Annotated in this window: 14 protein-coding genes and 1 pseudogene; 6 read left to right on the forward strand and 9 right to left on the reverse strand. The window is 69.3% G+C overall.

Annotated elements, in window-relative coordinates:
- Positions 1-7 precede the first annotated feature (7 nt).
- On the reverse strand, positions 8-532 hold the full coding sequence (locus VGC13_RS23875; protein ID WP_331127817.1) for a hypothetical protein: 525 nt from the start codon (positions 530-532) through the stop codon (positions 8-10).
- A gap of 41 nt (positions 533-573) precedes the next feature.
- Positions 574-1938 carry an Ig-like domain-containing protein gene (locus tag VGC13_RS23880; protein WP_331127818.1) on the reverse strand — a complete coding sequence of 455 codons (1365 nt, stop codon included), beginning with the start codon at positions 1936-1938 and terminating at the stop codon, positions 574-576.
- A 559-nt stretch (positions 1939-2497) separates the two neighbouring features.
- Here VGC13_RS23880 and VGC13_RS23885 point away from each other — a divergent pair.
- Positions 2498-2872, forward strand: coding sequence for a VOC family protein (locus VGC13_RS23885; RefSeq protein WP_331127819.1), 375 nt, complete (start codon positions 2498-2500; stop codon positions 2870-2872).
- Between the two features lie 181 nt (positions 2873-3053).
- Positions 3054-3707, forward strand: a complete 654-nt coding sequence (locus VGC13_RS23890; protein ID WP_331127820.1) for a DUF1353 domain-containing protein — start codon at positions 3054-3056, stop codon at positions 3705-3707.
- A gap of 27 nt (positions 3708-3734) precedes the next feature.
- Here VGC13_RS23890 and VGC13_RS23895 read toward each other — a convergent pair whose 3' ends face one another.
- Positions 3735-3893: a hypothetical protein gene (locus VGC13_RS23895; protein ID WP_331127821.1), complete on the reverse strand. Its 159-nt coding sequence runs from the start codon at positions 3891-3893 to the stop codon at positions 3735-3737.
- A 122-nt stretch (positions 3894-4015) separates the two neighbouring features.
- Here VGC13_RS23895 and VGC13_RS23900 point away from each other — a divergent pair, with 122 nt between their 5' ends.
- The 4 genes and pseudogenes from VGC13_RS23900 to VGC13_RS23915 all read left to right on the forward strand — a co-directional run bounded on the left by VGC13_RS23900 (position 4016) and on the right by VGC13_RS23915 (position 6310).
- A complete protein-coding gene (locus VGC13_RS23900; protein ID WP_331127822.1) occupies positions 4016-4684 on the forward strand; it encodes a hypothetical protein in 669 nt (222 codons plus the stop codon).
- A 118-nt stretch (positions 4685-4802) separates the two neighbouring features.
- Positions 4803-4964, forward strand: a complete 162-nt coding sequence (locus VGC13_RS23905; RefSeq protein ID WP_331127823.1) for a hypothetical protein — start codon at positions 4803-4805, stop codon at positions 4962-4964.
- A gap of 145 nt (positions 4965-5109) precedes the next feature.
- Positions 5110-5334, forward strand: a complete 225-nt coding sequence (locus tag VGC13_RS23910; protein ID WP_331127824.1) for a helix-turn-helix transcriptional regulator — start codon at positions 5110-5112, stop codon at positions 5332-5334.
- Positions 5335-5411: 77 nt separating this feature from the next.
- Positions 5412-6310, forward strand: a pseudogene (locus VGC13_RS23915) (DUF6602 domain-containing protein).
- Positions 6311-6350: 40 nt separating this feature from the next.
- On the opposite strand, the gene VGC13_RS23920 reads toward VGC13_RS23915, so the two are convergent.
- The 6 genes from VGC13_RS23920 to larE form a co-directional block, all read right to left on the reverse strand.
- Positions 6351-6548 (reverse strand): hypothetical protein, encoded by a 198-nt coding sequence (locus tag VGC13_RS23920; RefSeq protein ID WP_331127825.1) that lies wholly within the window; start codon positions 6546-6548, stop codon positions 6351-6353.
- Positions 6548-7909, reverse strand: a complete 1362-nt coding sequence (locus VGC13_RS23925; protein WP_331127826.1) for a sigma-54 dependent transcriptional regulator — start codon at positions 7907-7909, stop codon at positions 6548-6550. Before VGC13_RS23925 ends, VGC13_RS23920 begins: the two co-directional genes overlap by 1 nt.
- Before the next feature lie 488 nt (positions 7910-8397).
- Positions 8398-9036, reverse strand: coding sequence for a hypothetical protein (locus VGC13_RS23930; RefSeq protein ID WP_331127827.1), 639 nt, complete (start codon positions 9034-9036; stop codon positions 8398-8400).
- 601 nt (positions 9037-9637) lie between these two features.
- On the reverse strand, positions 9638-10804 hold the full coding sequence (locus tag VGC13_RS23935; protein WP_331127828.1) for an aminotransferase class V-fold PLP-dependent enzyme: 1167 nt from the start codon (positions 10802-10804) through the stop codon (positions 9638-9640).
- Between the two features lie 3 nt (positions 10805-10807).
- Positions 10808-11059 carry a hypothetical protein gene (locus VGC13_RS23940; protein ID WP_331127829.1) on the reverse strand — a complete coding sequence of 84 codons (252 nt, stop codon included), beginning with the start codon at positions 11057-11059 and terminating at the stop codon, positions 10808-10810.
- Complete coding sequence (gene larE / locus VGC13_RS23945; RefSeq protein ID WP_331127830.1) at positions 11056-11907, reverse strand: ATP-dependent sacrificial sulfur transferase LarE; 852 nt, start codon at positions 11905-11907, stop codon at positions 11056-11058. Before larE ends, VGC13_RS23940 begins: the two co-directional genes overlap by 4 nt.
- Between the last annotated feature and the right edge of the window lie 66 nt (positions 11908-11973).

The raw sequence follows: 11973 nt of genomic DNA on the forward strand, positions 1-11973 counted from the left end.
GCGGACCTCAGTCGTGCAGCGGCGTGGTGGAGAACAGGGGATGCGCGCGGTCGACGAAGCGCGGCGTCAGGTCCTCGAACGCCGCCGCGCCCACCAGCTCCTGCATCCGCACCTGGAACGCGGACTCGCCGATCTCCCCCCGAGGGGTCGCGCGCAGGGTGAGCGCCAGGGAGCCCCCCAGCCCGTCCGGAGCCGCGGCGGCAAAGCGGACGCGCCCCGGCTCCACCTCGTTCCACGCGCCCATCACCCCCGCGGGAAAGGCGCCGCCCTGCACCGTCAGCAGCGAGGCGTCGTAGCGCAGCTCGCCCTGGTAGCTGGCGATCGGCGTCACCACCCCCTCGCGGCGCAGGTGCAGCTGCACCTCGGTGGGGCTCCCCGGCGCGGCCGGCGGCACCACCACCACCGCGTGCACGCCGGGGGCAAGGATGGGGGTCTCGGTCTGCGTCTGCAGCGTGTTGTCGCAGCCGCCCAGCAGGGCGAGCACGGCGGCGGCTGCGGCCCAGCGGCGGGCGCGGATGCGGTTGCGGCTCATCTGGATGCTCCCGGAAAGATCGATGGCGAACAGGGAACGCGTCAGCGGATGCGGACGCGTCCCGCGACGACGACGGGTGCGGAAAACGGCGTCAGCGCGGTGCTGCGCGGCGGCTCGGCGAACTCGGTCTGAAAGGTGGACACGGCGCCGGCCGCCGCGTCGCCGCGGACCACCAGCACCAGCGTGGCCAGGCGCACCGGCCCCGGCGCCCGCGGCTCGGTCCCGGCGTACGCCAGCCCGAAGCGCCCCGGCGCGCGCAGGTGCCACACGGCGTTGCCGGGGACGTCGTCCGCACGGACGAACTGGAGCACGGCCGGGTCGAAGACCACGTCCAGCTGCGCGGACCCCAGCTCGTTGGTGGGGCTGGGGCGCGACAGGTCCAGCACCACCGGCACGCGCACGGTGTCGCCGCGCTGGGCGGTGGCGTCGATGGCGCCGCCGGGAAACGCCGTGGCCAGCACGCTCGCCGGCCCCAGCACCGCGACGGTCGCCGTGTCCGCCAGCGCGTTCAGCGAGGCGACGATGCGGGCCACGCCCGGCGCCACGCCCGTGGCCGTGCCGCCGGAAAGGCTGGCCGTCGCCGTGCTGGTGCTGGCGAACGCCACCTCGGCGCCCGGGATCACCTCGCCGTCCGCGGTGCGCACGGTGGCGCCGAACGTCTGCGTAGCCCCCACGTTCAGCGTGGCGAAGTCGGTGGCAAGGGTCACGCTGGCGGGGACGGGGGGGGCGGCGGCGGCGCGAAAGGCCACGGGCGAGCCGGCCAGCCCCGCCACGGTGGCGGTCGCGGTCTGCTCGCCGGGGGTGCCGCCCAGGCGCCAGGCGGCCTTCGCGGTCCCGTCGGCGCCGGTGACGGCGTTGGCGGGGGCCAGCTCGCCGCCGCCCGTCGTGGCGAACGCGACGGCGACGCCCGCCACGCCGGTGCCGTGGCGGTCCGTCACGCGCACGGCCAGGCTGTCGGCCAGCAGGCGGCCGGTGGTGCCCGCGCGGTCCGCGGAGCCGGACACGGCCAGGTGGGTGGCCACCACGGTCACGGTCAGGCGCGTGGAGTCGGCCACGGCGCCCACGCTGGCGCGGATCCACGCCGCGCCGGGGCGCAGGGCGGTCACCAGCCCGCTGCCGTCCACCGACGCCACGGCGGCGTCGCCGCTGGTCCAGGCAATGCTGGCGCCGCCGGGAAACGTGGTCATCACGGCCCCCCGCTGGTCCGTCACGGAGGCGGTGAGCTGCCGCGTGGCCCCGTCCGCCACCGTGGGCCCGGCGGGGCTCACCGTCATCGCGGTGGGGACCGGATCGGGCTCCGGATCGGGATCCGGGTCCGGGTCGGTCCCCGAGCCGTTGCAGCCCAGTGCCGCGACAAGCATCAGCGAAAACACGCCGTTACGGCGCATCCGGCGAAATTCGATCATGGAATTGAGAAGCGGCGGAGGGCGTGCGGAACCTTCGCGGCGAGTCCGGGCGCGCGGCATACGTCCGGGGCCGGTCCAGCGGGAGGAGTCCAGGCGGCGTCCAGTCTACACACGCGGAGTTCCGCGCACAAGGGGCCGTTACTGCGCTGGAGGGGCCAGTCTGCTCCAAACGTGCGAACAGATGGGGTTGTGGATCAGGGCGGATTGTGGATCAGGGCGGATTGTGGATCAGGGCGGATCGTGGATCAGGGGCGGATCGTGGATCAGGGCGGATCGTGGATCAGGGCGGATCGTGGATCAGGACGGATCGTGGATCAGGAGCGGGTTGTGGATCAGGGTGAATTGTGGATCAGGGTGAATTGTGGATCAGGGGCGGGTTGTGGATCGGAGGTTTACGAATCAGGGCCTCCGGGTCGCGTTGCCCGAACCGCGGTCCTGGTGGGATGGGCATCCGCCCACGCAAACCTGCCCCGGGCGCCCGAAAATCCTTTCGTCCGAGCCGGGGGACGGCAATGTTCCGCGAAACGTCGGCCTTCGTGACCCGCGGAGGGGGAGTCAGATGCAGTTGTTCAACGGCATCAACGTCGTCTCCATCGCCGTGCCGGACCTGGCGCGGGCGCGCGAGTTCTACCGCGACGTGCTGGGACTGGGCGCCCCGGTGTACGATCTGCCGGAGGCGGGGTGGATCGAGTTCGGCACGGGCGGGGCGGGCGGCAACCTGGCGCTGACCGCCGCGGAGCCGGGATGGGCGCCGGCCACCGGCACGACGATCGTGCTGGACACGGCGGACTGCCACGCCGCCTGCGCCGAGCTTCGCGCGCGGGGCGTGCGCTGCGACGATACCGTGGTGTTCCCGGGCTTCGTGACCTGGTGCAGCTTCTACGACCCCTTCGGCAACCGCCTGCAGATGGCCGGCCCCGCGCCGGAGGAATAGCACGGCGTCAGGTCGGACATGCCGAGAAGCAACTTCTAAAGACTGAGAAGCGGGCTCCGCCTAATGGGAGGAGCCCGCTTTCGAGCGCGAATCACAGAGTTCCTGCCCATCTACTCACGAGCCGTGCGGGACCCGCTCAATACCCCGACGTTCGCGCGCCTCTCTAGAAGCAGGAGATACCATGTGGCCGAATTCCCCTACGATTCGTGTCTTTATGCTTGTACTTGGCTGTGCTCTCATCCCCTCCGAGACGCAGGCCCAGGGCGGCAACCTCGCCATTGCCACACAGAAGAGCCGCGCACGCCCAACCCCGCCGCTACCGGCCAACGAGATGCGTGTTCCCGCCGTTCGCTGGTTTACCGACCGGCCCCGGCAGTATGTGCTCACCGAGGCGTTCAAATACGTTCCGCCCCTGAGCCGGGAGCCCATCATCGTACCTGCAGGCTTCGTCACCGACTTCGCGAGCATCCCTGGACTGGTCCAGCCGCTATTCGGGCCTTCCGTGCACGATCTACCCGCCCTCGTCCACGACTTCCTGTACTGGAGGCAGTCGTGCTCGCGCGAGCAGGCGGACGACGTGTTCTACACCGCCTTGAACGTGATGGGCGTGTCAAAGGCCCGCAGAGTGGGAATCCACCTTGGTCTCATCCTCGGCGGGCCCAGCGCGTACCGCAGGAACAAGCGCGAACGCAACGAGCAACTCCCCCGGATAGTGCCTCCGTCGTCACTGCAGATCCCGGTGACGACATGGACCGATTTCAGAAAGGAGTTGCGTCGCCAGCGTGTTCCGCTCGATCCACTTGATCCTAAGCCGCCAACGTACTGCCGTGGGTAATTACGCAATGGCGAGCGCTGGTCTAAATCAGAAATAGTCGCGCGCGATCCCCCGGCCCACGTACAGGCCCAGCGCGGTGCCGATGACGCCGAGGAAGAGCGCGGCGAACAGCCCGAACGGCGCGCCGACCGTCCATCCGATCCACCCACCCACGCTCAAACCCAGGAACACCAGCAGCTTCTCCATATCAGCACTCCGGTGGATCGGGGATGCCCGCACGGCCGCGGGTGGGACGGGAGTCACACGCGGGCCGGGCCGCGCGTTGTATGAAACACGAGTTCACTGATCCACCGATCCGCGAAAACCCCATGCCCACCCCCCGCCGCTCCGTTCTGCGCGCCACGCCTCTGCGCGCGGCTGCCGCGCTGGTGCTTGCCGCCGCCCTCGCCTCGTGCGCCGAGGCGCTGGGGCCGGGCGTCAACCAGCAGAGAACGCCGTTCTACTACTACGAAGGCCAGAAGATCTACCTGCGCGTGGACGCGGCCAGGCTGACCGCGGTTCCCGAGGTGGAGGGCGACACCGCCACGCTGCGCGCCGTTCTCGCCCGGGCCGGCGTCCCCGCCGACTCCATCCGGCCGCTGTGGGTGCCCGGGCACTGGTTCATCCACCTGCCCTCCGGCACCAGCGCCCGCCGCGCCGAGGACGCCGCGCGCGAGCTGCGGATGGATGAGCGCGTACGCTTCGCCAGCGCCGTGTACCGCCTGCGCGAGGAAGGCAGCTGCCCGCTGTACATGGTGAACCGGCTGGTGGTGCAGTTCCGTCCCGGCGCCGCCGCGTCCGCCATCGACCGCCTGAACGCCTTTGCCGGCGTCCGCAACGAGCGGGTGGAGCCGTGGGGCACGCGCTCGTACGAGTTTCCCGCGCAGATGGCGGATACGCCGCTGGAGCTTGCCGCCTACTACCACGAAAACCGCAACGTCGTGGACTGGGCCGACGCCGACCGCATCGACGGATGCCTGCGGCTGGACGGCCGGTAGACACCCTGGCCACTGACGCAACGGCTGAGCTACGCCAGCCGGCTTATCGTGAGCCGGCTGGCACTACGTCCCCCAGGATTCCGTTCGCACGGGCCCAATCCGCTGCCGCAGCAGATGCTTGGCGCAGGTCATCACCGAATTGCAGCAATGCCTCCGCTACCACGGGTTCCATCGCAAGCTCGTCCTCCGGCACATGGCGAGCAAGCTTGATCGTGGAACCAGCCACCGCCTCGAACGCACCGAATCGATCAGCCAGTATCTCCAGCAACCGAATCGGTGAAGCAAGATTCCGCTCACGTGCCGCAAGCATACGCACCTCCGCAGTTCCGAGATGATCAACTGCCGCTCGCGCTAATACTATAGTCTCTAGTACAAAAGTGCTAGCCCCCTGCACTCTCCTCTCTGTCTCTCACCGAGTGGAGCCAGTGGACGCTTTCGAGAAGGTTCTTGGGCGAGTAATTGCTGATGCGCGGCGGAGTGCCGGCCTGTCGCAGGAGGCACTCGCGTACCGCTGCAATCTTCATCCAACCTACATCAGCCAGTTGGAGCGCGGCCTGAAGTCTCCGACGATTCGTACCCTGCGCATGATTGCGGAGGCGCTGGGCACAAAGCCCTCGACTTTGCTTCTCAGGGCAGAGGCTGAAACCTGAGTTCCCGGACAGTCAACGATTCCGTGAATCGATCCAAGCATACGTTCGTCTCGTTCATGGACGAGCTCTACCGGAGCATGCAGGCGGATTACGAACGCATCCGCGCACGAGCATCGGAAGATCCAGGCACGGCGGGTGACGAAGGGGAGGAAAGCTGGGCAGAGCTTCTGCGGAGTTGGTTGCCCGCGACATACCCGGTCGTAACCAAGGGGCGCATCATCAATGCGGATGGGGACGCCAGCCCCAGGTCGACGTGCTCGTCTTACATCCAGCCTACCCGCAGCACCTGCGCAACCGCAAGCTCTATCTGGCGGATGGGGTGATTGCGGCCTTCGAATGCAAGCTCACGTTGCGAGGGCGACACATCCCGGCGGCCGCCGAAACCGGCGCCGCCGTCAAGCGCCTGTACCGAGAGCGGACCGGTACTCCGTACTCAGAGCTTCACCGGCCCATCATCTATGGCTTGCTCGCGCATTCCAGCGACTACGCGGGTACCGCATCCAACGTCACCTTCAAGGTTCAGAATCGCCTGAAAGCTGCGCTACTGGGTGTGATCGAGCATCCATCCGAAATGCTGGACGTCGTTTGTGTGGCGGATGCCGGCATCCTTTGCCTGTCGCAGGACGTAGCGATTGGATCAGGGATCGGGGAGCATCAACGGGAGATCCTTGAGGATGTGCCGGGTGGAATTATCAGTTCGTATTTCGGCACGTCGGTAGGCGCGGATGAAAACCGATGGGATCCGCCAGGAGCGGCTTTGGGGCAGCTGATCTCGTATCTGTTGCGCAAAATGGCGTGGGAGGACACCAGCTTACGGCGACTGTCAGGCTACTTCGAGGACACGCTTCCCTTCGCCGGCATCGCGCAGCCCATCGTCTGGACCGCCGAGGTGTTAAGCGACGCCGTGATCCGGAAGATCCTCAGGCGGGGATTCGAGGACGACTGCTGGAGCGAGTGGCACAATATCTTTTTCTAACGCCACACACGCTGAGGCGGGACCGGGCGCCCGACGGGGCCTACATCCGCACCGCGCCCAGCGCGAACAGCAGCGTGACGACGGCGCTCAGGATGGCGGACCAGAACGCCCACAGCTTGTAGAACGACAGCGACGGGTGGAGGCGCTTGTACAGCCACGCCAGGATCCACCCGCCGCCGAACGCCCCCGCGAACCACGCCGCGCCGACGATCAGCCAGTCGGTGCCTTCGATGCCCATCAGCCTTCGCGCACCAGCTCGTACCGCTCGATTTTCTTGTACAGGTTGCTGCGCGGCATGTCCAGCAGGCGCGCCGTCTCGCTGACGTTCCAGTCGTTCTCGCGCAGCTTCTGCAGGATGAAGGCGCGCTCGGCCGCCTCCTTGAACTCGGCGAAGGTGTTGCACCCCAGCAGGTCGCCCGACAGGCCGCCGCCCTTCATCCGCCCGCCCACCAGCAGCTCCACGTCGTCTGCACTGACGGTGGCGCCGCTGGCCAGGATCATCAGCCGCTCCACCGTGTTGCGCAGCTCGCGCACGTTGCCGGGCCAGTCCATGCGCTGCATGCGCTCCAGCGCCTCGTCGGTGAACGGGCGGGGGCGCAGGTGGGCCTCGCGGGCGTACGTCTCGACGAAGTGCCGCACCAGCATGGTGATGTCTTCGCGGCGCTCGCGCAGCGGCGGCACGTGCAGGGGGATTACGTTCAGGCGGTAGTACAGGTCCTCGCGAAACCGCCCGCCCTTGATCTCTTCTTCCAGGTCCTTGTTGGTGGCCGCCAGCACCCGCACGTCCACCGTGATGGGCTTGGCCCCGCCCACGCGCGTGATGATGCCCTCCTGCAGCGCGCGCAGCACCTTGGCCTGCGCCTGCAGGCTCATGTCGCCGATCTCGTCCAGGAACAGCGTGCCGCCGTCCGCCAGCTCGAACTTGCCCGCGCGGTCCTCGTGCGCGCCGGTGAACGAGCCCTTCATGTGGCCAAACAGCTCGCTCTCGATGAGTTCGGAGGGGATGGCCGCGCAGTTCACCTCCACGAACGTCTTGTCCGCGCGCGGGCTAAGGCGGTGGATGGCGCGCGCCACCAGCTCCTTGCCCGTTCCGTTTTCGCCGGTGACCAGCACGCGCGCGTCCGTGGGCGCCACCTTCTCCACGCGGTCCAGCACCTGGCGAAGCGCAAAGCTGCGGCCCACGATCTGGTGCCGGCTTTCGATCTCGCCGCGCAGCCGCAGGTTTTCCTGAACCAGCCCCTGCTGCTGCAGCGCGTTGCGCAGCACGACCAGCAGCCGGTCGGTGTCCAGCGGCTTTTCGAGGAAGTCGAAGGCGCCGCGGCGCGTGGCTTCCACCGCCGTGTCGATGGTCCCGTGGCCGCTGATCATGATGACCACGGCCGCGGGGTCGTTCTCGCGGATGCGGGTGAGCGCCTCCAGACCGTCCATCCGCGCCATCTTCACGTCGAGGAAGGTGACGTCGGGGTGGAACTCCTGGTGGATGGCGATGGCCTCGGCCCCGCCGCCCGCCGAGCGCACCTCGTGGTCCTCGTACTCGAACAGCTGGTGCAGGACGCGGCGGATGCCTTCCTCGTCGTCAACGACCAGAATGCGTGCCATCGTGGGTCTGTTTATCTGGAGTGTAGACGGATTCGACTGCGATGTGGAGGATCGAACTGCGTCCCTTGGGGTCCCCTCCCCCGGCCCCTCCCCCCCCTCGTTCCTCGCGGAGAGGAGGAGAATTCGATCACGCTCCGGCAGGTCGCGGATTCGATTTTGGAAATCCGCCCCGCGGGAGCGAATGAATTCGCCGCGGGAAAGGCGCAAAGTCCGCCTTCGCGGACTCGGCGGCCGGTCGGCGTGCGGCATCCCACGCACCTGCGCGTCCGCAACCGGGCGCGTGGCCAACCGACCGGATGTCATTCCGAAGGAGCGCCACACAAGCCTCTCCCTTGCCGTGGGCCCAGCGCGCGACTGAGGAATCTACCGTCGGCCTCTTCCGCGCCCGCCGTAGCGCGCAGCACTCGCGGCCACAGTCCGCGCAGGCGGACTTCGCGAACTTCCAGCGGCGAATTCATTCGCTCCCGCTGGGCTGGGCTCCGGGCTTCCTACCGCTGCTCGCCCGGCGCCAGGACCAGCATCCCGTTCTCCACGCGCGCCGCGCCGACGCCGGGAGGCAGCTGAAAGGCCACCTCATCGCGCTCCAGCCCCGGCTCGTCCATCCCGCCGATGCGGTCCAGGATGGGGAGGTAGCGCTCGCGGGGGATGGGGAACCGGGCGAACGAGGCGGACTGGACCTTCAGCGCGCCGCGGCCGGGAGCCAGCATCCGCAGACTTCCATCCACCCCGATGTCCGCCGTGTCGGGAATGAAGTCCGCGCCCGCGCCCAGCTGCCGCAGCTGCGCCGGGGGAATGCGGTCCTTGGGCAGCCGTCCCGCCACCTTGACCGTCTGCCCCTCGAAGTTGACGGTGGGCAGCTCCAGGTCGCCCGTGGCGAAGCGGTTGGCCATGCGGTAGCGCACGTAGCTGGTGAACTCCGCGCCGCTCAGCCGCACCGTGTCGCCCTCCTCGCGCAGCCGCTTCAGCTTGGCGTCGGCCGCCACGGCGCCCGCCTCGGACACCTCGGTGATCACCGTTTCGCGCTGCCAGGGTCCGGGGATGAACCCGCGGAACATCCACGCGCCGCCGGCCAGCACCGCCAGCAGCACGAGCAACAGCAGCTTCCCCACCACGCCTCTCCGCGCCATCGTCTTTATCCCTTCAGATTTCTTGCTCGATCTTCGTGCGCAGATCGCAATGCCTTCGAACGAAACAGGCGCCCTGCAGTCCGCCCGCGGGAGCGAATGAATTCGCCACTGCAACTGCACAAAGTCCACCTGGCGTGGACTCGGCGGCCCGGCTGTGTGCGGCATCCCACGCACCTGCGCGTCCGCAACCGTGTCGGCCGACTCCGCACCCTTCCAATCCGCCCGACACCCGCCGCTACAGTCCGCGAAGGCGGACTTTGCGATTTTCCAGCGGCGAATTCATTCGCTCCTGGTGTGGACTCGGCGGCCCGGCCGTGTGCGGCATCCCACGCACCTGCGCGTCCGCAACCATGGCGGCCGCCTCCGCACCCTTCCAATCCGCCCGACACCCGCCGCTACAGTCCGCGAAGGCGGCGCGAAGGCGGACTTTGCGATTTTCCAGCGGCGAATTCATTCGCTCCTGGCGCGGACGCCGCGATCCGGCGATCCAATCCGCGACCACATCATCCCCGCCCCGATGCGACGTCCTGATGCGGCAGGTTGATTCCGCCTGATCCGCATCCGCTTTCCCTGTCTCGCCCGGTGGACGGTCGCGTTCAGGCTACCCGCGCGCGCCGGCTTTTGTTTCCGCGAGGTGGCGCACCGCCGCCGCCGCGCGGCCGATCTCCGCGTCCGTCGTCGCCCAGCCGATGGAGAAGCGCAGGGCTCCGGTCGCGCCGGTGCCCAGGATCTCGTGCGACTCCGGCGCGCAGTGCTGCCCCGCGCGCACCAGCACCCCGAACTCGCGGTCCAGCCGCAGCGCCGCTTCGGACGAATCGATCCCGTCGATGGTGATGGTCACGATCCCGGCGAGGTCCAGCCCCGCCGGCGAGTGCATGCGAACGCCGGGAATCTCGTCCAGCGCGTTCCACAGGCGCGTCCGCAGCCCGTACTCGTGCCGCGCGACGGCATCCATCCCCCGCTCCAGCAGCCACTCCACCCCCGCGAGCAGCCCGGCGATCCCGGGGCCGTTCATCGACCCCGCCTCCAGCCGGTCCGGCAGCAGCGCGGGCATGTCCGGCGAATCCGAATCCCCCCCCGTCCCCCCGAAGTACGTCGGCGGCAGCTCGATGCCCTCCCGGATCCACAATCCCCCCGTCCCCTGCGGCCCCAGCAGCCCCTTGTGGCCGGTGAACGCCAGGAGGTCGATCCCCATCCGCTGAACGTCGACCGGCAGGTGCCCGGCGGACTGCGCGGCATCCACCAGCACCAGCGCGCCGGCCGCGTGCGCCCGCTCCGCAAGGTCCGCCACCGGCAGCACGTTTCCGATGACGTTGTTGGCGTGGGGGATCACCAGCAGCCGCGCACCCTTCAGGGCATGCTCCACCTCGAACATGCTGATGCCGCCGTGCGCATCGCCCTCGATGACCACGGCCTGCACGCCGCGCTGGCTGAGCGCCAGCACGGGACGGCGGACGGCGTTGTGGTCGTATTCCGTGCGCACGACACGGTCCCCGGGCCTCAGCAGCCCGAAGAGGGCCGCGTTCAGCGCGTGCGTGGCGTTCAGGTGCAGGGTAACGCGGCCGGGGTCGCCGGGGATGTTGAAGAGCGCCGCGAGCGCGCGCCGGCAGCGCAGGACGATGCGCCCCGCCTCCACCGCGCGCCGGTGCCCCGCGCGGCCGGGGGTGGCGCCCACGTCGCGCAGGTAGCGCACGACCGCCTCCGTCACCGCCTCGGGGCGAAGCGCGGAGGTCGCCGCGTAGTCCAGGTAGACGACGTCGTCCGTCACCGATCAGCCGGCGCTGCCGTCGTCATCCTGTGCGGCGAGGTCGAGGGCGACGTAGCGAAAGCCGAGCGCCTTGACCTCCGCCGCGATCGCCGCGCCCTCGTCGCCCAGCATCCGCGCCCACGCGTCCCCCGCCACGCGCAGGGCCGCGATCTCGCGCTCGTGCCCCTCGACCGACACGTCCGCCGCCACGCCGTGCCCGGCCAGCACGCGCTCCGCCTGCGCGATCCGCGGATCGTCCGCCGCCATCCCGTTCACCCGTTCACCCGTTCACCAAACGCTCCCAGCTGTACCAGCTGCGCGCCCGCCAGCCCCTCGTTCAGCGAGCCGCGGCGGTAGCCCTGCAGGTCGATGAGCACACGCCGGAACCCCGCCGCCCGCACCGCCTCCGCGATCTTGGCCCGATGGTCCGCCATGCGGGCGATCTCCGCGGGATGCACCTCCAGCCGCGCCAGGCCGTCGTGGTGCCGCACGCGGAAGTCACGAAAGCCCAGCGCCCGCAACCCCAGCTCGGCGGTCTCGATCTGCCGCAGCCGCTGTGGCGTGACGGCGATGCCGTAGGGGATGCGGCTGGCCAGGCAGGGCGCCGCGGGCTGGTCCCAGGTGGGCAGCCCCAGCTCGCGCGACCATTCGCGGATCTCGTCTTTCGTCAGCCCCGCCTCCAGCAGCGGCGAGCGGACGGCGTTCTCCGTCGCGGCGACCGCGCCCGGCCGATGGTCGCCCACGTCGTCGGCGTTGCTGCCGTCCAGCACCGCCCCGAAGCCCTGCTCGCGTGCCACGTCCGCCAGCCGCGTCCACAGCTCGCTCTTGCAGAAGTAGCAGCGGTTGCTGGGGTTGGCGGCGTAGCGCGGGTCGTCGATCTCGTGCGTCTCCAGCTCCAGCCAGGGAATGCCGAAGCGCTGCGCCACCTCGCGCGCCGTGTCCTCCATCCACGAGGCGATGCTGTCGCTCTTTCCCGTCACCGCCAGCACGTTTTCCGCACCCAGCGCCTCCACCGCGACGCGCGCCAGGAAGACGGAATCCACCCCGCCGCTGTAGCCAACGACGACGGAGCCGCACTCGCGGAGAACGCGGACCAGGTGCTGGCGCTTGGTATCGGGAACCATCACGTCTGCTGCTGAAAGACAAGAAAAAGGGCGCGCCCAAGATAGGCGCGCCCTCCCGTACCCCGC

This window comes from Longimicrobium sp. (assembly GCF_036399255.1).
GTDB lineage: Bacteria > Gemmatimonadota > Gemmatimonadetes > Longimicrobiales > Longimicrobiaceae > Longimicrobium.